Source organism: Nocardioides sp. CPCC 206348 (genome assembly GCF_048654705.1).
Classification (GTDB): domain Bacteria; phylum Actinomycetota; class Actinomycetes; order Propionibacteriales; family Nocardioidaceae; genus Nocardioides.
This window is the reverse complement of sequence record NZ_JBMCZA010000179.1, coordinates 86,366-107,655: the sequence shown is the minus strand read 5'-3', so window position 1 is coordinate 107,655 and position 21,290 is coordinate 86,366. Positions and strand designations below refer to the sequence as shown.

24 protein-coding genes are annotated in these 21,290 nt (G+C 69.7%); 21 read left to right on the top strand and 3 right to left on the bottom strand.

The window, feature by feature from the left end:
- Positions 1-5 precede the first annotated feature (5 nt).
- The 6 genes from ACOADB_RS14680 (at position 6) to ACOADB_RS14655 (ending at position 6,570) form a co-directional block, all read left to right on the top strand.
- On the top strand, positions 6-392 hold the full coding sequence (locus ACOADB_RS14680; RefSeq protein WP_378599969.1) for a TraR/DksA family transcriptional regulator: 387 nt from the start codon (positions 6-8) through the stop codon (positions 390-392).
- Entirely contained in the window at positions 365-928 is a 564-nt protein-coding gene (lspA, locus tag ACOADB_RS14675; RefSeq protein WP_378599946.1) for a signal peptidase II, read from the top strand. The genes ACOADB_RS14680 and lspA overlap by 28 nt, the downstream gene beginning before the upstream one ends.
- Positions 925-1,863: an RluA family pseudouridine synthase gene (locus tag ACOADB_RS14670; protein ID WP_378599943.1), complete on the top strand. Its 939-nt coding sequence runs from the start codon at positions 925-927 to the stop codon at positions 1,861-1,863. The genes lspA and ACOADB_RS14670 overlap by 4 nt, the downstream gene beginning before the upstream one ends.
- Positions 1,856-2,299 carry a GNAT family N-acetyltransferase gene (locus ACOADB_RS14665; protein ID WP_378599941.1) on the top strand — a complete coding sequence of 148 codons (444 nt, stop codon included), beginning with the start codon at positions 1,856-1,858 and terminating at the stop codon, positions 2,297-2,299. The genes ACOADB_RS14670 and ACOADB_RS14665 overlap by 8 nt, the downstream gene beginning before the upstream one ends.
- Positions 2,300-2,416: 117 nt before the next feature.
- Positions 2,417-5,989: a DNA polymerase III subunit alpha gene (gene dnaE / locus ACOADB_RS14660; RefSeq protein ID WP_378599938.1), complete on the top strand. Its 3,573-nt coding sequence runs from the start codon at positions 2,417-2,419 to the stop codon at positions 5,987-5,989.
- Entirely contained in the window at positions 5,977-6,570 is a 594-nt protein-coding gene (locus ACOADB_RS14655; protein ID WP_378599936.1) for a hypothetical protein, read from the top strand. The genes dnaE and ACOADB_RS14655 overlap by 13 nt, the downstream gene beginning before the upstream one ends.
- On the opposite strand, the gene ACOADB_RS14650 is transcribed toward ACOADB_RS14655, so the two are convergent.
- A complete protein-coding gene (locus tag ACOADB_RS14650) occupies positions 6,518-7,183 on the bottom strand; it encodes an LON peptidase substrate-binding domain-containing protein (protein ID WP_378599933.1) in 666 nt (221 codons plus the stop codon). The two genes, ACOADB_RS14655 and ACOADB_RS14650, sit on opposite strands and share 53 nt — an antisense overlap.
- 79 nt (positions 7,184-7,262) lie before the next feature.
- Between ACOADB_RS14650 and hisD the strand changes: the two genes are divergently transcribed.
- The 7 genes from hisD to ACOADB_RS14615 are packed head-to-tail and all read left to right on the top strand — an operon-like array spanning position 7,263 to position 12,831.
- The gene (gene hisD, locus ACOADB_RS14645) at positions 7,263-8,567 is read left to right on the top strand and encodes a histidinol dehydrogenase (protein WP_378599931.1); all 1,305 of its coding nucleotides are present in this window, start codon (positions 7,263-7,265) and stop codon (positions 8,565-8,567) included.
- A complete protein-coding gene (locus ACOADB_RS14640; RefSeq protein ID WP_378599928.1) occupies positions 8,564-9,697 on the top strand; it encodes a histidinol-phosphate transaminase in 1,134 nt (377 codons plus the stop codon). The genes hisD and ACOADB_RS14640 overlap by 4 nt, the downstream gene beginning before the upstream one ends.
- Positions 9,694-10,302 carry an imidazoleglycerol-phosphate dehydratase HisB gene (gene hisB / locus ACOADB_RS14635; protein WP_378599926.1) on the top strand — a complete coding sequence of 203 codons (609 nt, stop codon included), beginning with the start codon at positions 9,694-9,696 and terminating at the stop codon, positions 10,300-10,302. The genes ACOADB_RS14640 and hisB overlap by 4 nt, the downstream gene beginning before the upstream one ends.
- A gap of 2 nt (positions 10,303-10,304) precedes the next feature.
- Positions 10,305-10,961, top strand: a complete 657-nt coding sequence (hisH, locus tag ACOADB_RS14630) for an imidazole glycerol phosphate synthase subunit HisH (protein ID WP_378599965.1) — start codon at positions 10,305-10,307, stop codon at positions 10,959-10,961.
- Positions 10,962-10,987: 26 nt separating this feature from the next.
- Positions 10,988-11,707, top strand: a complete 720-nt coding sequence (priA, locus tag ACOADB_RS14625) for a bifunctional 1-(5-phosphoribosyl)-5-((5-phosphoribosylamino)methylideneamino)imidazole-4-carboxamide isomerase/phosphoribosylanthranilate isomerase PriA (protein WP_378599959.1) — start codon at positions 10,988-10,990, stop codon at positions 11,705-11,707.
- The gene (gene hisF / locus ACOADB_RS14620; protein ID WP_378599923.1) at positions 11,704-12,480 is read left to right on the top strand and encodes an imidazole glycerol phosphate synthase subunit HisF; all 777 of its coding nucleotides are present in this window, start codon (positions 11,704-11,706) and stop codon (positions 12,478-12,480) included. Before priA ends, hisF begins: the two co-directional genes overlap by 4 nt.
- A gap of 18 nt (positions 12,481-12,498) precedes the next feature.
- Complete coding sequence (locus ACOADB_RS14615; protein ID WP_378599921.1) at positions 12,499-12,831, top strand: hypothetical protein; 333 nt, start codon at positions 12,499-12,501, stop codon at positions 12,829-12,831.
- 29 nt (positions 12,832-12,860) lie between these two features.
- On the opposite strand, the gene ACOADB_RS14610 is transcribed toward ACOADB_RS14615, so the two are convergent.
- Positions 12,861-13,226 (bottom strand): MmcQ/YjbR family DNA-binding protein, encoded by a 366-nt coding sequence (locus tag ACOADB_RS14610; RefSeq protein ID WP_378599918.1) that lies wholly within the window; start codon positions 13,224-13,226, stop codon positions 12,861-12,863.
- 136 nt (positions 13,227-13,362) lie between these two features.
- Here ACOADB_RS14610 and ACOADB_RS14605 point away from each other — a divergent pair, with 136 nt between their 5' ends.
- The 6 genes from ACOADB_RS14605 to ACOADB_RS14580 all read left to right on the top strand — a co-directional run bounded on the left by ACOADB_RS14605 (position 13,363) and on the right by ACOADB_RS14580 (position 18,641).
- Entirely contained in the window at positions 13,363-15,141 is a 1,779-nt protein-coding gene (locus ACOADB_RS14605) for an ABC transporter ATP-binding protein (RefSeq protein ID WP_378599915.1), read from the top strand.
- Positions 15,138-16,970 (top strand): ABC transporter ATP-binding protein, encoded by a 1,833-nt coding sequence (locus tag ACOADB_RS14600; protein WP_378599912.1) that lies wholly within the window; start codon positions 15,138-15,140, stop codon positions 16,968-16,970. The genes ACOADB_RS14605 and ACOADB_RS14600 overlap by 4 nt, the downstream gene beginning before the upstream one ends.
- Positions 16,971-16,977: 7 nt before the next feature.
- Positions 16,978-17,331: a phosphoribosyl-AMP cyclohydrolase gene (gene hisI, locus ACOADB_RS14595; RefSeq protein WP_378599910.1), complete on the top strand. Its 354-nt coding sequence runs from the start codon at positions 16,978-16,980 to the stop codon at positions 17,329-17,331.
- Positions 17,324-17,929 carry a Trp biosynthesis-associated membrane protein gene (locus tag ACOADB_RS14590; protein ID WP_378599907.1) on the top strand — a complete coding sequence of 202 codons (606 nt, stop codon included), beginning with the start codon at positions 17,324-17,326 and terminating at the stop codon, positions 17,927-17,929. Before hisI ends, ACOADB_RS14590 begins: the two co-directional genes overlap by 8 nt.
- A 69-nt stretch (positions 17,930-17,998) precedes the next feature.
- Entirely contained in the window at positions 17,999-18,199 is a 201-nt protein-coding gene (locus ACOADB_RS14585) for an HGxxPAAW family protein (RefSeq protein WP_056705935.1), read from the top strand.
- 4 nt (positions 18,200-18,203) lie between these two features.
- Entirely contained in the window at positions 18,204-18,641 is a 438-nt protein-coding gene (locus tag ACOADB_RS14580) for a DUF2752 domain-containing protein (protein ID WP_378599904.1), read from the top strand.
- Positions 18,642-18,683: 42 nt separating this feature from the next.
- On the opposite strand, the gene ACOADB_RS14575 is transcribed toward ACOADB_RS14580, so the two are convergent.
- Positions 18,684-19,061, bottom strand: a complete 378-nt coding sequence (locus ACOADB_RS14575; RefSeq protein WP_378599902.1) for a DUF4190 domain-containing protein — start codon at positions 19,059-19,061, stop codon at positions 18,684-18,686.
- 128 nt (positions 19,062-19,189) lie between these two features.
- Here ACOADB_RS14575 and trpC point away from each other — a divergent pair, with 128 nt between their 5' ends.
- Positions 19,190-20,008, top strand: a complete 819-nt coding sequence (gene trpC, locus ACOADB_RS14570) for an indole-3-glycerol phosphate synthase TrpC (protein WP_378599899.1) — start codon at positions 19,190-19,192, stop codon at positions 20,006-20,008.
- Complete coding sequence (trpB, locus tag ACOADB_RS14565; RefSeq protein WP_378599897.1) at positions 20,005-21,219, top strand: tryptophan synthase subunit beta; 1,215 nt, start codon at positions 20,005-20,007, stop codon at positions 21,217-21,219. The genes trpC and trpB overlap by 4 nt, the downstream gene beginning before the upstream one ends.
- Positions 21,220-21,290 lie beyond the last annotated feature (71 nt).

The window sequence follows — 21,290 nt, the reverse complement described above, 5'->3', positions numbered from 1 at the left end:
CCGCCCTGGTCGTCCTCGACCACGAGGACGCCTGGTCCAAGGCCGAGCTCGCCGAGGTGATGGCCGCACTGCACGAGCAGCGCGTCCACAGCTCGGAGATCCTCGAGGCCCAGGAAGCCGACCTCACCGGCCTGCTCCGCGACTCCGGGGACGGCGCCGGGCAGGACCAGGCGGACCTGGGCGCGACCAGCTTCGAACGCGACCACGAACTGACGGTCCTGAACCACGAGCGGGAGAAGCTGGCCCAGATCGACCGGGCGCTCGCACGCATCGAGGACGGCACCTACGGGGTGTGTGAGTCGTGCGGCAACCCCATCGGGAAGATGCGGCTCATGGCGTTTCCGCGTGCCACACTGTGCATGACATGCAAGCAGCGCGAGGAACGCCGGTAGACGACCGCGACGACGGATCCCAGCCGGTTCGGCCGTCCCGTCTCGCCGCACCTCGCACCTGGCTCCTGTTCCTCTCGGTGGCCGTGGTCCTGGTCGCCATCGACCAGGTCACCAAGGTCCTCGCCGTCCGGCACCTGACCGGCGAGCCCGACAAGCAGGTCGTCGGCGATCTCCTGCAGCTGCACCTGACCTACAACCCGGGCGCCGCCTTCAGCCTGGGTACCCGCTTCACCGTGGCCCTCGCACTGTTGGCCTGTACGGCGACCGCGGTGGTGCTCTGGCTCAGCCGCAAGGTCGCGAACCGGGTCTGGGCGGTCGGCCTGGGCCTGTTGCTCGCCGGTATCGACGGAAACCTCATCGACCGTCTCTTCCGGGAGCCCGGGGCGTTCCGCGGCCATGTCGTGGACTTCCTGATGCTGCCGAACTGGCCGGTCTTCAACGTGGCCGACATCTGCATCAACGTCGGGGTCGGCCTGATCCTGATCCAGGTGCTCCGTGGCATCGCCATCGACGGCACCCGCCAGGAGAACGCATGACCAATCTCGACCACCGCAGCCTTCCCGTCCCCGACTCGCTCGAGGGCGAACGGATCGACGTGGCCATGTCCCAGCTGTTCGGCGTCTCCCGGACCCGCGCCGCCGAGCTGATCTCCCTGAACCACGTCCGGCTCGACGGGGCCGGAGTCAGCGGCAAGAGCGAACGAGTCCTTGCCGGCTCGGTCCTGGACGTGTCGATCCCGGCCGAGGCGAACCTGTTGGAGGTCGTGCCCGAGATCGTCGAGGGCATCAAGATCATTCACGACGATGACGCCATCGTCGTGATCGACAAGCCCGTAGGTGTCGCGGTCCACCCCTCGCCCGGCTGGCGCGGCCCGACGGTCGTCGGTCACCTCGCTGGCGCCGGCTTCCGGATCTCGACCTCCGGCGCCAAGGAGCGCGAGGGCATCGTCCAGCGCCTCGACGTCGGCACGTCCGGCGTGATGGTGATCGCGAAGTCCGAGCACGCCTACTCGATCCTCAAGAACGCGTTCCGGCACCGGACGGTCGACAAGACCTACCATGCCCTCGTGCAGGGGCACGCGGACCCGCTCGCGGGCACCGTGGACGCCCCGATCGGTCGGCACCCGGGCGCTGACTACAAGTTCGCGGTCCTGGAGGGCGGGCGCGCCAGCGTCACCCACTACGAGACCCTCGAGGCGCACCGTTTCGCCAGCTTGCTCGAGGTGCACCTCGAGACCGGCCGCACCCACCAGATCCGCGTGCACATGGCCGCCCTCAAGCACCCCTGCGTCGGCGACATCACCTACGGTGCCGACCCGACGCTGGCCAAGCGACTCAAGCTGACCCGGCAGTGGTTGCACGCCGTACAGCTCGGCTTCGAGCACCCCGACGGTGGCGAGTACGTCACCTTCAAGTCGACGTACCCCGACGACCTCGCGCACGCGCTCGAGGTCATTCGCGAGAGTGACTGACCTGCTGTTGCGTCCGGCGGTGCCGGACGACGCTCCAGCGATCGCGGACGTGCACCTCGCCGCGCGGGCGGCCGCACCCATGCCGGCCTCGGTCCATCCCGACGCAGACGTGCGGACCTGGCTGGCGTCCCGGTTCGGGGTGGACGAGATCTGGGTGGCCGAGATCGGCGACCGGGTGGTCGGCTACGCCCGGTTCACGCGCACCTGGCTCGATGACCTGTACGTCGACCCGGACCACGCCCGGGAGGGCATCGGACTGGCCCTGCTGGACCTGGTGAAGGCCCGGCACCCGGACGGCTTCGGGTTGTGGGTGTTCACCTCCAACCTGCCCGCCCGGGCCTTCTACGCTGCGCAGGGACTGCTCGAACGCGAGCACACGGACGGCTCCGCCAACGAGGAGCGCGCGCCCGACATCAGGATGGAATGGCCGGGCTGACCGTGGCGCCGATCGTGTCGGCGGTGCCTGTCATGATCACGATGTCGGGTCGCGTAGTCTGAACCTCTTCCCCGACCACCCGTCCACCAGCGACACCGCAAGGAGTCAGTACACCCGATGGCAGTCGGTTCCGGGGGATCGGACTTCGTCCACCTGCACGTCCACACCGAGTACTCCATGCTCGATGGAGCCTCGCTCCTGGACGGCCTCTTCACGCGCGTCAACGAGCTCGGCATGACCTCGATCGCGATGACCGATCACGGCAACCTGCACGGTGCCTACGACTTCTACAACAAGGCGAAGAAGTACGGCGTCAAGCCGATCATCGGCATCGAGGCCTACCTCACGCCGCAGACCCACCGCACCGAGCGGCGCCGGGTCCGCTGGGGCAAGGGCAACGGTGGCGAGGGCGGCGAAGAGGGCGGCAACGACGTCGCCGGTGGCGGCGCCTACACCCACATGACCATGTGGGCCGAGAACACCGAGGGCATGCACAACCTGTTCCGGTTGTCCTCGCGCTCCAGCCTGGAGGGCTTCTACTACAAGCCCCGCGCCGACCGCGAGCTCCTCAACGAGTACGGCAAGGGCCTGATCGCCACCACCGGCTGCCCCTCGGGGGAGATCCAGACCCGCCTCCGGCTGGGGCAGTACGACGAAGCCGTCCGCTCCGCCTCGGAGTTCCAGGACATCTTCGGCAAGGACAGCTTCTTCCTCGAGCTGATGGACCACGGCATCGACATCGAGAAGCGGGTGCGTGACGACCTGCTCCGGCTGGGCAAGCAGCTCGGCATCCCGCCGATCGCCACCAACGACTCGCACTACAACAACCCTGCGGATGCCGAGGCGCACGACGCCCTCATCTGCGTGTCCTCCGGCAAGCGGCTGGCCGACCCCAACCGGCTGAAGTTCGACGGCGGCGGCTACTACATCAAGTCAGCCGCGGAGATGCGCGAGCTGTGGGCCGATCGCTTCGCCATGCCGGAGGCCTGCGACAACACGCTGCTGGTCGCCGAGCGGTGCAACGTGGAGTTCACCGAGTCCACCGGCGGCTACATGGCCGCCGCCGACATCCCGGCCGGCGAGACCGAGGAGTCCTGGTTCGCCAAGGAGGTCTGGCGCGGCATCGAGGCGCGTTACCCGGGCGACAAGCTGACCCAGGCGGTGCGCGACCGGGTCGAGATGGAGCTCGGCGTCGTCGCATCGAAGGGCTACTGCGGCTACTACCTGGTGGTCGCCGACTTCATCCAGTGGTCCAAGGACAACGGCATCCGGGTGGGTCCGGGTCGTGGCTCCGGTGCCGGGTCGATCGCGGCGTACGCCTTGCGGATCACCGACCTGTGTCCCCTCGAGCACGGCCTCATCTTCGAGCGCTTCCTCAACCCCGAGCGTCCCTCGATGCCCGACTTCGACATCGACTTCGACGAGCGTCGGCGCGTCGAGGTCATCCAGTACGTCTCGCAGAAGTACGGCAGCGACCGGGTCGCCTACATCGCGACCTTCGGCCGGATCAAGGCCAAGCAGGCCGTGAAGGACGCGGCGCGGGTCCTGGACCACGGCTTCGCCATCTCCGACAAGATCACCAAGGCGCTGCCCCCCGACATCATGGGCAAGGGCGTGCCGCTGAAGGAGATCTTCAACGCCGACCACAAGCGCTACTCCGACGGCGGCGAGTTCCGCACGCTCTACGAGTCCGAAGCCGAGGTCCGCACGATCTACCAGACGGGCCTGGGGCTCGAGGGCCAGATCCGTCAGACCGGCGTGCACGCGGCCGGCGTGATCATGTCGAGCCAGCCGCTCATCGACATCGTGCCGATCATGAAGCGCGAGCAGGACGGCGCGATCATCACGCAGTTCGACTACCCGATGTGCGAGTCACTCGGGCTGGTCAAGATGGACTTCCTCGGCCTGCGCAACCTGACCGTCCTCGATGACGCGCTGATCAACATCAAGCGCAACCGGGGCGAGGACGTCGTCCTGGAGGACCTTCCGTTCGACGACCAGAACACCTACGACCTGCTCTCTCGCGGTGACACCCTCGGCGTCTTCCAGCTCGACGGTGGCCCGATGCGGGCGCTGCTGCGATCCATGCGGCCCGACAAGTTCGCCGACATCTCGGCCGTGGGCGCGCTCTACCGCCCCGGCCCGATGGGTGCGGACTCCCACAACAAGTACGCCCGCCGCAAGAACGGCCGCGAGCCGATCGACCCGATCCACCCGGAGCTCGAGGCGCCGCTGGAGTCGGTGCTGGGGGAGACGTACGGCCTCATCGTCTACCAGGAGCAGGTGATGGAGATCGCCCAGGTCCTGGCCGGCTTCAGCCTCGGACAGGCCGACAACCTCCGTCGCGCGATGGGCAAGAAGAAGAAGGAAGAGCTCGACAAGCAGTACGCCGGGTTCCAGGCGGGCATGCTCGGCAACGGCTACTCCCAGAAGGCGATCTCGACGCTGTGGGAGATCCTGCTCCCGTTCTCCGACTACGCCTTCAACAAGGCCCACTCGGCGGCGTACGGCGTCATCTCGTACTGGACGGCGTACCTCAAGGCCAACTACCCGGCCGAGTACATGGCGGCCCTGCTCACCAGCACCCGCGTCGACAAGGACAAGTCGGCCATCTACCTCAACGAGTGCCGCCGGATGAAGATCCAGGTGCTCCCGCCCGACGTCAACGAGTCGGTCTCCAACTTCACCTCCGTCGGCACCGACATCCGGTTCGGCATGGGCGCGATCCGCAACGTCGGCGAGCACGTCGTCGACGGCATCGTGGCGGCCCGCGAGGAGAAGGGGCGCTTCGTCGACTTCAACGACTTCCTGTCCAAGGTCCCGGCGCAGGTCTGCAACAAGCGGGTCATCGACTCGCTGATCCGCGCCGGCTCCTTCGACGACATGAAGCACAAGCGCCGTGCCCTGGTGGCGATCCACGAGACGGCCGTCGACCAGTACGTCGACATCAAGCGCAACGAGGCGATCGGGCAGGACTCGCTCTTCGCCGGCCTGGGTGACGACGACGAGGACGGCGGGTTCGGCGTCTCCGTCGCGATCCCCGACCTCGACGAGTGGGACAAGATGACCCTGCTCGGCCACGAGCGCGACATGCTCGGGCTCTACGTCTCCGACCACCCGCTGCTCGGTCTCGAGCACGTGCTCTCCAACGGCACCGACTGCACCATCGGCCAGCTGCTCACCGACGAGGACCGGCCGCACAACACCACCGTGACGGTGGCGGGCCTGGTCACCTCGGTGCAGCGCAAGATCACCAAGAACGGCGATCCGTGGGCGACGGTGACCCTCGAGGACCTCGAGGGTGCGATCGACGTGCTGCTGTTCCCGAGCTCCTACCGGCTGGCGGCGCCGTACCTCACCGACGACGCGATCATCCGGGTCCGCGGACAGCTCGACAAGGAGCGCGACACCGCCCAGCTGCGGGGCCAGGAGGTCACCCTTCCCGACCTCGAGCGCGGCAGTGACGGGCCGGTCGTGATCAGCCTTCCGTCGACGCGTTGCACCGGTCCGGTGGTCCAGTCCCTGCGCGACGTCCTGGCGACGTACCCCGGCCTGACCGAGGTGCGGCTGCAGTTGTTGAGCCGCGACTCCACCAAGCTCATGCGCCTGGGGGACAATCTCAGGGTGACTCCCAGCCCGTCCCTCTTTGCGGACCTCAAGCAGCTCCTCGGACCGGGGTGCCTGAGTTGACGGGCACGTCCTTCAAGCAATGGGTCTCGCCGGTCCTGGCGATCCCGGTCGCCCTCGGCGCTGCCCTCGGCCCGCTCGGTGGCTGGCTGTGGTGGACGTGGTGGGGCCCGGCGCCCGACGGCAAGATCTACGACACCCGGGTCGGCGCCAAGTGGTACCCCGACCCGTTCGACCCGGGCGTCGCCCGTGACTTCAGCGGTACGGCGACGTACGTCGTCGTGGGTGTCGGACTTGCCCTGCTGCTCGGGGTCGTCACCGCTGTGCTGTGCCGCCGGACCGCTGTCGCCGGACTCGTGGCCGTCGTCGTCGGCGCATCGGTCGGCGCTGCGCTGATGGTCCTGGTCGGCACCAGCTTCAGCCCGCCCGACCCGGCGACCCTGGTCGCGAGCCACGAGGTCGGCGACGCGCTGCCCGGACATCTCCACGTCGCGGGTTGGTCGCCGTACCTGATCTGGCCGGTCGGTGCGCTGCTCGGCTACTTCGTGGTGATGGTCAGCATCCTGTCGCCCTCCCAGGCGAGGGCTGCGGTCAGTTCGGAGACCACCGAGTCCGCGCGACCTCCGTCGCCGGCAGCGACCTGATCACGTTCATCACCCGCAGCTCCGAGCGCAGCAGGTCCGTGACCAGGACCAGTCGCTCGGCCGCGTCGGTCGCCTCGAGCAGCTGCTGGCGCTCGGCCAGGGGGAGCGGCGTGCACGCCGCGAGGGTCCACGAGAGGAAGACCGGGTCCCGTGGCAGGCTGCCCTCGAGCGGGTCGGTCGCGATGTCCTGGAGCACGTGACGGTAGGCAGCGAAGACGGCGCGGGCCTGCATGACGAGGTCGCCCGGGACCTCCGAGGCCACCTCGGGGAGCGCACTCACCTCGCCGAGGGGGAACGCGTCGGTGGTGCGCAGGCGGTTGAGCTGGATCCGGTCCCGGCCGACCGCGACGATGTCGAAGGTTCCGTCCGCGTGCGCCTCGACCTCGGTGAGCTGCACCCGCACGCCGACCCGGAACAGCGACTGGGCTCCGTGGTCGCCGACCTCGTAACCCTCGCGGATCGCGACGGTGCCGAAGACGCGCTCGGCGGGGTCCTCGATTCGCAGCAGGTGGTGCACGAGTGCGCGGTACCGGTCCTCGAAGATGTGCAGCGGCATGCTGACTCCCGGATACAGCACCGCGTTGAGCGGGAACATCGGAAGCTCGTCGGCCACGCCTACGACACTAGTGCCGGAGTGCCTCAACCACCGGGACGTGGCCGGGGGCGGACGCTCGCGCCCGTAGAATCGCCGCATGTCCCAGATCCGTCGCATCGACCTGCGTGACGTCGCCGACAACGTCGACTACCGCGCAGCTGTGCCCCGTGCCGACTTCGACATCGAAGCTGCGGTGCCGGCGGTGCATGCGATCTGTGAGGAGGTCCGCACCCGCGGCCTCGACGCGATCCGCGAGTTCGGCGAGAAGTTCGACGGTGTGGTGGTCGAGGACATCCGGGTCGCCCCGGAGGCGCTCAAGGAAGCGCTGGAGCAGCTCGACCCCGACATCCGGGCCGGGCTGGAGGAGTCGATCCGCCGACTCCGCCTGACCTGCGCCAACGAGCTCGAGCAGGACGCCGTCACCGACCTCGGTCCGGGCGCCCGCGTCACACACCGCAAGGTGCCCGTCGGCCGGGTCGGCCTCTACGTGCCCGGCGGCCTGGCCCCGCTGGTGTCGAGCGTCCTGATGAACGTCGTACCTGCACAGATCGCCGGCGTGCAGTCGATCGCCCTGTCGAGCCCGCCGCAGCGCGAGTTCGGCGGATCCGTGCACCCGACGATCCTGGCTGCGTGTGCGCTGCTCGGGGTCGAGGAGGTGTACGCCGTCGGCGGCGCACAGGCGATCGCGATGTTCGCGTACGGCGCCGGCTCCTGCGCCCGTGTCGACCTGGTCACCGGCCCGGGCAACATCTGGGTGGTCACCGCCAAGCGCATCCTCAAGGGCCAGATCGGCATCGACTCCGAGGCCGGTCCGACCGAGATCGCGATCCTTGCCGACGACACCGCTGACGCCGCCTTCGTCGCGGCCGACCTGATCAGCCAGGCCGAGCACGACCCGCTGGCGGCCTCGGTGCTGGTCACGACCTCCGAGCGGCTCGCCGCCGCGGTCGAGGTCGAGCTGGACGCGCAGGTGGCGGCGACCAAGCACAGTGACCGGATCACGACGTCGCTGCGCGGACAGCAGTCGGGCATCGTGCTGGTGCGCGACCTCGAGCAGGGCCTCGACGTCGTCAACACCTACGCTGCCGAGCACCTCGAGATCCACACCGAGGACGCCGCCGACTGGGCCGCGCGCGTGCGCAATGCGGGCGCGATCTTCGTCGGTCCGCACGCACCGGTCAGCCTGGGCGACTACTGCGCCGGCTCCAACCACGTGCTGCCGACCGCGGGCTGCGCCTGCCACTCCTCGGGCCTGTCGGTGCGCGCTTTCACCAAGTCCGTGCACGTCATCGAATACTCCCGCGAGGGCCTCGCGGAGGTCGCCGACCACGTCGTGACCCTCGCCGAGGCCGAGGACCTTCCGGGCCACGGTGCCGCCATCACCGTCCGGATGCAGTCGTGACCGGCGAGGCCACCTGGCCGCCCCTGCGTGAGGAGCTCCGTGGCATCGAGCCGTACGGCGCCCCGCAGCTGGACGTGCCGGTCCAGCTCAACGTCAACGAGAACCCGTACGGGCCCTCGGCCCTCTGCATCGCCGACATCGCGGCATCGGTCGCCGAGGCCTCGGCCACGCTGAACCGGTACCCCGACCGGGAGTTCGTGGACCTGCGCACTGCGCTGGCGTCGTACCTCTCCAAGGACACGACCGCCGGGATCGTGCCCGAGCAGGTCTGGGCAGCCAACGGCTCCAACGAGGTCATGCTGCAGCTGCTGCAGGCCTTCGGGGGACCGGGACGGACCGCGGTCAGCTTCGCGCCGACGTACTCGATGTATCCGGAGTACGCCCGTGACACCAACACGCGCTGGGTCGCCGGGCACCGGGCCGAGGACTTCTCCCTCGACCTCGACGCCGCGCGTGACCTGGTCAAGACCGAGCAACCGAGCGTGATCCTGCTGCCGAGCCCGAACAACCCGACGGGCACCGCGCTGCCGCCCGAGGCCGTCCGCACGTTGTGCGAGGCTGCCGGCGATGACGGGATCGTCGTGGTCGACGAGGCGTACGGCGAGTTCCGCCGCACCGGTGTCCCGAGCGCGCTCGAGCTGCTCCCGTCGTACCGGAACCTGGTGGTGACGCGGACGATGAGCAAGGCGTTCGCCGGCGCCGGACTGCGGCTGGGGTACCTCGCGGCCGACCCCGCGATCTGCGACGCGATCCGGGTGGTGCGGCTGCCGTACCACCTCTCGGCGGTCACCCAGGCGGTTGCGCTCGCGGCGCTGCGCCACGCACCGGAACTGCTCGGCAAGGTAGACGAACTGCGCGTCGAACGCGACGCGCTCGTGACCTGGCTGCGTGCCGAGGGGTACGACGTCGCCGACTCGGATGCGAATTTCGTGTTGTTCGGACGATTCGCCGACCGTCATGCTGTCTGGCAGGGTCTTCTGGATCAGGGTGTCCTGATCCGGGAGACCGGACCGGACGGTTGGCTCCGGGTGTCCGTCGGGACGCCGGCGGAGATGGACGCGTTCAAGCAGGCCCTGAGCAGCACGGCTGAAGATCGAACCCCCAAGAAAATCCAGAAGGTGGAGTCATGAGTCGTAGTGCGCGCATCGAGCGGCAGACGAGCGAGTCGAAGGTCGTCGTCGAGGTCAACCTCGACGGAACGGGCCGCCACGACATCTCCACGGGCGTCGGCTTCTACGACCACATGCTCACCGCGTTCGCCCGGCACGCGCTGGTCGACCTCACCGTCCAGACCGACGGCGACGTCCACATCGACGCCCACCACACGGTCGAGGACACCGCGATCGCGCTCGGCCAGGCCCTGCGCCAGGCACTCGGCGACAAGGCCGGCATCCGCCGCTTCGGCGACGCGACCGTTCCGCTCGACGAGGCCCTGGTGCACGCGGTTGTCGACGTCTCCGGCCGCCCGTACTGCGTCCACACCGGCGAGCCCGAGGGCCAGCAGTACGTCGCGCTCGGCGGTTCCGGGGTGTCCTACCTCGGTTCGCTGACCCAGCACGTCTTCGAGTCGATCGCCTTCCACGGCCACTTCGCGCTGCACGTGCGTGTGTTGGCCGGCCGCGAGCCGCACCACATCGTGGAGACCCAGTTCAAGGCGTTCGCGCGCGCGTTCCGTGACGCCGTCGCGATCGACCCGCGGGAGACGGGCATCCCGTCCACCAAGGGCGCTCTGTGACGCTGGGCAAACCGTCGGTCGTCGTCCTCGATTACGGCTCCGGCAACCTGCGTTCCGCCGTGCGCGCGATCGAGCGCGCCGGCGCGGACGTCACGTTGACTGCTGACGTGGACGCTGCCCTCGCAGCCGACGGGTTGCTGGTGCCGGGCGTCGGCGCCTATGAGGCGTGCATGCGCGGACTCCGGGCCATCCGGGGCGAGCGGATCATCGGCCAGCGGCTGTCCGGTGGCCGCCCGGTGCTCGGGATCTGTGTCGGCATGCAGATCCTCTTCGCTCGCGGCATCGAGCACGGTGTCGAGACCGAGGGTTGCGGTGAGTGGCCCGGTGTCGTCGAGCGGTTGCAGGCACCGATCGTCCCCCACATGGGTTGGAACACCGTCGACGTACCAGCGAGCTCGAAACTGTTCGCCGGCGTCGAGGACGAGCGCTTCTACTTCGTGCACTCCTACGGCGTACGTGACTGGACCCTGGTCACCAATGACCGGACCCCCGACAGCCACCAGCCGCGCGTGACCTGGGCCGAACACGGCCCCGTCGGCGCCGCTGACCGATTCGTCGCGGCCGTCGAGAACGGACCGCTGTGCGCCACGCAGTTCCACCCGGAGAAGTCCGGGGACGCGGGGGCACAACTACTGAGAAATTGGGTGGAATCACTGTGAGCACGGCCAAGACCCCGTACCTGGAAATGCTTCCCGCCGTCGACATCAAGGGTGGCCAGGCCGTCCAGTTGGTGCAGGGCATCGACGGCTCGGAGAAGGCCTTCGGTGATCCCATCCAGGCTGCACTGCGGTGGCAGGAGGCCGGTGCCGAGTGGATCCACCTCGTCGACCTCGACGCCGCGTTCGGCCACGGCAACAACCGCGCTCTGCAGGCCGAGATCGTCGGCAAGCTCGACATCAAGGTCGAGATGAGTGGCGGCATCCGTGACGACGAGTCGCTCGAGGCCGCCATGGCCACGGGTTGTCGCCGGGTCAACATCGGGACTGCCGCGCTCGAGCAGCCGGAGTGGTGCGCCCGCGCCATTGCGACGTACGGCGACCGCGTGGCCATCGGCCTCGACGTCCGGGGTACGACGCTGGCCGCCCGCGGCTGGACGCAGGAGGGTGGCGACCTCTACGAGACGCTCGCCCGCCTCGACGCCGAGGGTTGCGCCCGTTACGTGGTGACGGACGTCAACAAGGACGGCATGCTGCAGGGCCCGAACCTCCAGCTGTTGAAGGACGTGTGCGCTGCGACGGACAAGCCCGTGGTCGCGTCCGGTGGTGTGACGACGCTGGACGACATCGCCGCCCTGATGCAGCTGGTGCCGATCGGTGTCGAAGGTGCCATCGCCGGGACGGCGCTCTACACCGGCCAGTTCACCCTCGAGGACGCGCTCGCGCTGACCCGGGGTGGCTTGCTGTGACCCTCGCCGTCCGCGTGATCCCGTGCCTGGACGTGGACGCCGGCCGGGTGGTCAAGGGCGTGAACTTCCAGGAGCTGCGCGACGCGGGCGACCCCGTCGAGCTCGCTCGCCTGTACGACGCCGAGGGCGCCGACGAGCTGACCTTCCTCGACATCTCGGCCTCCCACGAGGGCCGCGCCACGACGATGGAGATCGTCTCTGCGACCGCTGAGCAGGTCTTCATCCCGCTGACCGTCGGCGGGGGAGTGTCCTCGGTCGAGGACGTCGACCGCCTGCTGCGTGCCGGCGCCGACAAGATCGCGGTCAACACCGCCGCGATCCAGCGGCCGCAGCTGATCGAGGAGATCGCCCAGCGCTTCGGCAACCAGGTGCTGGTGCTCTCCGTCGACGCGCGCCGCGTCCTGGCCGGCGCCGACTCACGTACCGATTCGGGCTTCGAGGTGACGACCCACGGCGGCCGGAAGTCAGCCGGCCTGGACGCCATCGAGTGGGCCGTCCGCGCCGCCGAGCTGGGTGCCGGCGAGATCCTCCTCAACGCGATGGACGCCGACGGCACCACGGACGGCTTCGACCTCGACCTGATCCGGCGCGTGCGCGCCGAGGTGTCGATCCCCGTCATCGCCTCGGGTGGCGCCGGTGCGGTCGAGCACTTCGCTCCTGCTGTCGAGGCCGGCGCCGACGCCGTCCTCGCTGCGACCGTCTTCCACTTCGGCACACTGCGGATCAGCGACGTCAAGGGTGCTCTCGCCGGTGCGGGTGTACCCGTCCGCTGAGCGGGCAGGGTCGCAGCCATGACGTACGAGACGTATGAGCCTGCCGCGGGCGCTTCGCCTGTTGCCGGTTCGGAGCCTGGACCGTGGCGGGTCGCCATCGAGTACTCCAACAAGGGGCAGGCGAAGCCGTCCACGATCGTGCAGATCGGCAGCACCGAGTTCGCGAGCCACGCTGACGCCCTCGCGACCGCCCAGCGCACGGCCTTCGAGTACAACCCGCCCGACCCGTGGTCCCCGCAACGTCGCGACGTCTTCCGCGATGGCCCGGACGGCTTCCTCGTCGTCATCCAGGGCGCGACCTCGACGTTCCACATGAGCGTGCGGCTCGTCGAGCACCTCGGCGGCGGCTAGAAGCCATCGTCGCCTCGTCGTGCGAGTGCTCAGGCGTCCCAGCCCTCGGGCCTCCGCGACTTCGGCAGCTTCGACACGACCATCCGGTAGGACTCGTCGACCGCCTCGAGGAGCTCGTCGTCAGGGATGGCGCCCGCGAGCACCAGGTCGTTCCAGCCCGAGCGGCCGATGTAGGCCATCACGGAAGCGTCCTGCGGATATCGCTGCAGCCACTCGTCGGCTACCTCGCGGGTCGCGCCGGCCTTCACGCCGAGGCTGTCGCGCCCGAGGAACGCGAAGATCTTCGCTCGCTCGCCCTCGCCGACCTTGATGACGGGGAACTCGTGGTCCCACGGGTTGTCGGGCCACGCGCCCGGCTTGGCCAGGCAGTACCGCTGCATCTCGTCGACGTCCACGTGCTTGACGCTACCGATCCGAGCACTCGGCGGCACACATGTCCCCGCGGCGGAATAGTCTCCGACCCACCAGGGGTTGTGACTGGTTGCGCCTCGCAGTCTGCGAGGTGCAGGACGAGGTGGGGAGCAGGAGCGGGTGGCGACGGCGAGCAGCGGTGCGGGTACGACGTCGGCCGGGTTCGCCGTCCTGTGGGTCGCCATCAAGCGCGAACCGTGGATCTTCGCCCTCTCGACGGTCGGGAGCCTGCTCTTCGGTGCCCTGACGGTCGCGGACGCGTGGGTGCTCGGTTGGTCGACCGACCACGTCGTCCTGCCGGCGTTCCGTGACGGCGAGATCGGGTCCGGACTGCTCTGGGCGGTGCTCGGCCTCTTCGTCGGGGTCGCGATCCTGCGGGCGGTGGGCATCGTGGCTCGCCGCCTCGGCGCCGGCATCATGCAGTACCGCATGCAGGCGCACAGTCGCCGTGCCGTCACCCGCCAGTACCTTCGCCTCCCGCTCGCGTGGCACCAGAAGCACCCGACGGGGGAGCTGCTGTCCAACGCGAACTCGGACGTCGAGGCTGCGTGGGGCCCGATCGCGCCCCTGCCGATGGCCGTCGGCACGGTCGCGATGATGGTGATCGCGGTCGTCCAGATGCTGCTGACCGACCTCGTGCTCGCTGTCATCGGGCTGCTGGTGTTCCCGCTCGTCATCGGCACCAACATCGTCTACCAGCGCCTCGCGCAGGGCTGGGCCACCCGTGCCCAGCAGCTGCGCGCCGAGCTGTCCGAGATCGCCCACGAGTCCTTCGATGGCGCGCTCGTCGTCAAGACGCTCGGGCGCGAGCCCGAGGAGACCGAGCGGTTCCGGGCCAAGGCGTTCGAGCTGCGCGAGGCCAACATCCGTGTCGGCCGCATCCGCGCGGCGTTCGACCCGACGCTGGCCGCGCTCCCCAACATCGCGGTGCTGTTCGTGCTCGTCATCGGGGTGCACCGCGTCATCGGCGGTTCGACGGGCGCGGGCGACGTCATCACCATCGCGTACCTGCTCACCGTGGTCTCCTTCCCGATCCGGTCGATCGGCTGGCTCCTGGGCGACTTCCCGCGCAGCGTCGTCGGCTACCGCCGCGTCGCGGCGGTGCTGAACGCCTCCGGCGCCATGGAGTACGGCGACCGGCCGGCCCCGCAGGCAAGCGGAGGCGCGCGGCTGGAGGTCGAGCACGCCGCCTTCGGTTACGAACCCGACCGCCCACTGCTGCGAGACATCAGCTTCGACGTCGAGCCCGGCAGGACGGTGGCCCTCGTCGGAGCCACCGCTTCCGGGAAGAGCACCCTCACCACGCTGTTCGCCCGCCTGGTCGATGTCGACGCGGGAGCCATCCGTGTCGACGGCATCGACCTGCGCGACTTCGAGCGGGGTGGCCTGGCCAGTGTTCTCGCCGTCGTGCCGCAGTCCGCGTTCCTGTTCGACGACACCGTGCGCGGCAACGTGACGCTCGGCCTCGACGTGTCCGACGACGAGGTGTGGCAGGCCCTGCGCACCGCCCAGGCGGACGGGTTCGTCGCGGCCCTGCCCGACGGCCTCGACGCTCGACTGGGCGAGCGCGGCACCACTCTCTCGGGTGGGCAGCGCCAGCGCCTGGCCCTCGCCCGCGCGCTGGTCCGTCGTCCGCGCCTCATGGTGCTGGACGACGCGACCTCTGCGGTCGACCCGGAGGTCGAGGCCCGCATCCTTGCCGGCCTCGGGGGTGACGACGCGACGTTGGTCGTCGTCGCGTACCGCAAGGCCACCATCGGTCTCGCCGACGAGGTGCTGTTCCTCGCTGACGGTGCGATCGCCGACCGGGGCACCCACGACGAGCTCGTCGCGCGCAATGCCGACTACGCCCGCCTGGTCAATGCCTACGAGACCGAGTCGGCGGAGGTGGTGGGATGAGCACCACCGAGCGCGCACCCGAGCAGACGCATCTCAGCAGCGGCGAGGAGATCGGCGCCTGGGCGACCATCCGTCGCGGCATCCACCACTCACCGGAGCTGAAGCAGGGCATCGGCTGGACGCTCGCCCTCGCCGTGCTCGCGTCTGTCGGCCAGGTGATCGTGCCGATCGCGGTCCAGCAGACGATCGACAAGGGACTGCGTGGGCCCGACGGTCCGGACCCGGCCTTCACGACCTGGCTCGCCCTCGCCGCCGGCGTCGCGATCGTGGTGACCAGCTGGGCGTCGTACGCGATGACTGCCCGGCTGTTCTCGACCGCGGAGCACGGTCTGGCCACCCTTCGGATCAAGGCGTTCCGCCACGTCCACGACCTGCCACTGCTCACCCAGAACACCGAGCGCCGCGGCTCGCTCGTCTCGCGCGTGACCAGTGACGTCGACCAGGTCAGCCAGTTCCTCGTGTTCGGTGGACTGCTGTTCGTGGTGAGTGTCGGCCAGATGCTCATCGCCACTGTCGTGATGATCGTCTACAGCTGGCAGCTCGCACTGGTGGTGTGGCTCTGCTTCGCGCCACTGTTCCTGAGCCTGCGGTTCTTCCAGCGCAAGCTCGCTGCCGCCTACGGGACGGTACGACGCCAGGTCGGCGCGCTGCTGTCGGCGGTGTCCGAGCCGGTGGTCGGCGCCACGGTCGTGAAGTCGTACGCGATCGAGGCCCGCACCCAGGAGCGGATCGACACCGCCGTCGAGGCCCACAAGGTCGCCAGCACGCGGGCGCAGGGCTTCACGGCGTTCTCCTTCAGCCTCGGCGGCATCTCGGCCGGATTCGCCAATGCCGCGGTGCTCGTCGTCGGCATCTGGCTGGGCCAGGGCTTCGCGTGGGGCGAGGGGATCAGCGCCGGCGAGGTGCTGGCCTTCGCGTTCCTGGTCACGCTCTTCGTGGGCCCGGTCCAGATGGGCACCCAGATCCTCACGGATGCGCAGAACGCGATCGCCGGCTGGCGGCGGGTGATCGGCATCCTCGACACCCCTGCCGACCTCGTCGATGCCGGACCCGACGGACAGTCACTGCCCCGGGGTGCGATCGACGTCCGGTTCGAGCAGGTCGCCTTCTCCTACCCGGGCGGCGCCGAGGTGCTGACCGACATCGACTTCGTGGTCCCTGCCGGTCAGCGTGTCGCGGTCGTCGGGGAGACCGGTTCGGGCAAGTCGACGATCGCCAAGCTGCTGACCCGGCTGATGGACCCCACGCGCGGACAGGTCCTGCTCGACGGCATCGACCTGCGCCGGATCGCCGAGAGTGCCCTGCGCAGCAGTGTCGTGCTGGTGCCGCAGGAGGGCTTCCTCTTCGACGACACGCTGGCCGCCAACGTCCGTTACGGCCGCCTCGGCGCCACGACCGACGAGATCATCGAGGCCGCTGAGGCCATCGGGCTGGGCGACTGGCTCGCCGGCCTGCCCGACGGCGTCGAGACGCGGGTCGGCCAGCGCGGTGAGTCCCTGTCGGCGGGGGAGCGGCAGCTCGTCGCCCTGCTCCGCGCCCAGCTCGCCGATCCGGACCTCCTCGTCCTCGACGAGGCGACCAGCTCGGTCGACCCGGAGTTCGAGACCCGGATCGGGCGGGCGCTCGAACGACTGCTGAGCGGACGGACCTCGGTCACCATCGCGCACCGCCTCTCGACGGCCGAGGCCGCCGACGTCGTGGTCGTCGTCGACCGGGGCCGGATCGTCCAGCACGGGACCCATGCCGAGCTCGCAGCACAGCCCGGTACGCCGTACGCGCGGCTCCACGCATCGTGGGTGCGGTCGTCCGGCTCCGGCCAACCCCGATAATGGAGCCGTGACCTCTCCCGACCCGGTACTCGACCCGGCCATCGCCGGCCGCCTGAAGCGCACTGCTGACGGCCTGGTCCCCGCGATCGTGCAGCAGTACGACACCGGCGAGGTGTTGATGATGGCGTGGATGGACGACGAGGCGCTGCACCGTACGCTCACGACCGGCCGGGCGACGTACTGGAGCCGCTCGCGCAACGAGTACTGGGTCAAGGGCGAGACGTCGGGCAACCCGCAGCACGTGCACGAGGTGCGCCTCGACTGCGACGGCGACACCTTGCTGCTCAAGGTCGACCAGGTGGGCGTCGCCTGCCACACCGGCGCCCGTACCTGCTTCGACGAGGGGTTGCTCGGTGCCTGACCACGACCTGCGCAAGACGTTCGGGCCGACCGTCCTGCTCGGCCTCGCCGGCAGCGGATTCGCCGCCGTGGCAGGGCACCGCGCCCTGCTCACCGTGCCCGACGAGTTCCTCAAGACGGCGGGGCTGGTCGGCTTCACCGGGCAGGACGACAGCGTCGTCGAGTTCCCGCTGGCCGGTGCGCTGGCGCTGGTCGCCCTCGCCTGCTGGGGCGTCCTGCTGGTCACCCGCGGCGTCGTACGACGGATCGTGGCCGCCCTCGCGGCGGTGGCTGCCGCAGGGATCCTCGCGGTGGTGGTCATCGGCGGGTTCGTCCAGAACGACGACGCAGCCGCCGACCTCAGCACCCGACTCGGCCTGGGCGGCGCGACGGTGCCGCTCGAGCGCAGTCCCTGGCTGTGGGTCGCCCTGGCCTCCGCGCTCCTGGCGCTGGTCGCGGCCGTCGTGGCCGTCCGGTGCGTCGGTTCCTGGCCCGAGATGGGCACCCGCTACGACGCCCCCGGAACGGACCACGCGCCGGTGACAGGTGACCCCGAGGAGCAGACGAACATCGACCTGTGGAAGTCACTGGACGAGGGCACCGACCCGACCGACTCGTGACCCCCTAGAATCGTCGCGTTCCACCGGCAGTCCCGAACACCAGCAATCCCGAAAAACGAGGAGCTCCACATGGCCGACGACCACGGCAACACCCCGGCAGCCTGGACTGCGGTCCTGGTTTCCCTCGTGGGCTTCACGATCGGTGCCGTGGGCATGTCGGTGACCCCGCTGAACTGGCCGCTGTTCTGGGTCGGCACCGTCATCGCGGTTGCCGCCCTGCCGCTGTTCTTCGTGCTGGTCAAGATGGGCCTGCACGAGTCGAGCCACTGAGCGCATGACGCTCACGGCGCCTCCGGTCCTCGCCAGCGAGCAGGCTCGCTGGCGCCGGATGGTGCCGCCCTCGCTCGTTGCCGGCGGCCTGTCCGCCGCGGCGCTGGCGCTGCACCTGCGCGATCCCCACGAGCAGGGTTCGTGGGGTCTGTGCCCGCTCGCCATGGTCGGGATCCACTGTCCCGGCTGCGGCGGCCTGCGTGCGGTCAACGACCTCGGCAACCTCCGGATCGCTGACGCGGCGAGCAGCAACCTGCTCTTCGTGCTGTCGATCCCGGTGCTCGGCTACGTCTTCTGGCTCTGGGCCTCGGGTCGTTGGTCGGGCCGCTACTGGGACCCGTCCGACCGCTGGCTGCGCAATGCAGGCATCGCGCTGGCGCTGGCGATGGTGGTCTTCACGATCCTGCGCAACACGACGGCGGGGTCCTGGCTCGCGCCGTAGCGCTCACCTGGACCCCGCCGTGACCGTGCGTGGTGGGAAACCTCAGAAGTCGCTGTAGAGGCTTCCGGAGAAGCTGTCGGTCGCGAGGACCAGGATCCAGATGATCACACCGAGGACGATCCCGACGATGCCGAGGATCAGGCCGGCGAGGGCGAGGCCCTTGCCGGTCTTCTTGCCCTCGTCGACCTCCTTCTTGCCGAGGAAGCCGAGGACGGTGGCGGCGATGCTGAACACGAACCAGTTGCAGCACAGCACGCCGAGGATTCCGGTGACGAGCGAGATGATCGCCAGCACCGAGGTCTGGGTCGGCTGGCCGCCGCCAGCACCGTAGGCAGGCTGGCCGTACGGCTGGCCGGGGCCGCCGTAGCCGCCACCGGGCGGGGGCGGGGGAGTTCCGTAGGGCGGTTCGTTGTAGCTCACGTGTCTGCCTTTCATGGGGTACGGCCGAGGATCGGGCGGTGTGTGGAACCCTAACGGCCGCATGCCACACTCGACACACCCCCTTTGGCGAGAGTCGCCAGAGGTTTCACCGACTTAACGGAGGCGACATGTCGGCCCCCCAGGCTTCCCAGCCCACGGTGCTCGACGGGATCGTCGCCGGAGTGCTCGAGGACCTCGCGGTCCGCCAGGCGTCCGTGTCCGAGGCCGACCTCCGCGCAGCCCTGGCCGATGTCGACGCGCCGCGCGACCCGATGCCCCACCTGCGCGGCGCCGGGTCGAGCGTGATCGCGGAGGTCAAGCGCAAGAGCCCCAGCAAGGGCGAGCTGGCCGAGATCGCCGATCCCGCCGCGCTGGCGCTGGAGTACGCCGCCGGCGGAGCCGCCGCGATCAGCGTGCTCACCGAGCAGCGCCGGTTCAACGGCAGCCTAGCCGACCTGCGGGCCGTGCGGGCCGCGGTCGACACCCCGATCCTGCGCAAGGACTTCATCGTCACCGAGTACCAGCTGCTCGAGGCGCGCGCTGCCGGCGCCGACCTCGCCCTGCTCATCGTGGCGTCGCTGCCGGGCGAGACGCTGTCGCGCCTCCACGACTACGCCCGCGAGCTCGGGCTCACGGTGCTGGTCGAGGTGCACGACGAGATCGAGGTGGCCCGGGCCGTTGACCTGGGTGCCGAGCTGATCGGCGTCAACGCCCGCAACCTCAAGACGCTCGCCGTCGACCCCGACACCTTCGGGCGCCTCGCGCCGCAGGTGCCGGCCGACCGGGTGCTCGTTGCCGAGTCCGGCATCACCGGGCCCGAGGACGTCCAGCGGTTCGTCGACGAGGGCGCCCGCGCGGTGCTCGTGGGCGAGGCACTGGTGAAGAACGGCGCACCGCGTGACGCGGTCGCTGACATGACAGGTCTGCAGAGGACAGGGAATCGATGAGCACGTACGGCGCCGATGACTTCGGCTGGTTCGGGGGAGTGGGCGCCTTCGGCGGCCGCTTCATGCCCGAGGCACTGATCGCAGCACTCGACGAGCTGGACATCGCCTGGCAGAAGGCGATGGTCGACCCGACCTTCACCGCGGAGTTCGAGGGCCTGCTCACGAACTACGCCGGTGTCCCGAGCATGTTGTACGACGCCCACCGGCTCTCCGAGCACGCGGGCGCCCGGATCCTGCTCAAGCGCGAGGACCTCAACCACACCGGCGCGCACAAGATCCGCAACGTCCTGGGCCAGGCCCTGCTGACCAAGCGGATGGGCAAGACCCGCGTCATCGCGGAGACCGGAGCCGGACAGCACGGCGTCGCCTCGGCGACCGCTGCCGCGTACCTCGGCCTGGACTGCACCGTCTACATGGGCGAGGTCGACACCGAGCGCCAGGCGCTCAACGTCGCCCGCATGCAGCTGCTCGGCGCCGAGGTGATTCCGGTGAAGAGCGGTTCGCGCACCCTCAAGGACGCGATCAACGAGGCGCTGCGCGACTGGGTCGCCAGCGTCGACCACACCGCCTACCTGTTCGGCACCGCCGCGGGTCCGCACCCGTTCCCCAGCCTGGTGTTGTCGTTCGTGCGCGGCATCGGCGACGAGGCACGCCAGCAGTGCCTGGACCTGACGGGCCGCCTGCCCGACGCGATCACCGCCTGTGTCGGCGGCGGATCCAACGCGATCGGCCTGTTCGCCGGGTTCCTCGACGACGCCGACGTGGACATCTACGGCTTCGAGGCCGGCGGAGACGGTGTGGAGACCGGGCGGCACGCCGCGACGATCTTCGCCGGCTCCATCGGTGTCCTGCACGGCGCCCGCACCTTCGTCCTGCAGGACGAGGACGGCCAGACCATCGAGTCCCACTCGATCTCCGCCGGCCTGGACTACCCCGGGGTCGGGCCGCAGCATGCCGCGCTGGCCGAGGCCCGCCGGGCGACGTACCTCCCGGTGACCGACGCCGAAGCGATGGACGCGATGTCCCTCCTGGCGCGCACCGAGGGCATCATCCCCGCCATCGAGTCGGCGCACGCCGTCGCGGGCACGCTGAAGATCGCCAAGGAACGGCAGGGCGAGACCCTGCTCATCAACCTGTCCGGTCGTGGTGACAAGGACATGGGCACCGCCCTGGAGTACTTCAACCTCGGCACCGCTGGGGAGGCGAAGTGACCAGCAGCAGCATCGCGTTCGAGAAGGCCCGCGCCGCGGGCCGGGCCGCCCTCGTCGGCTATCTCCCGGCC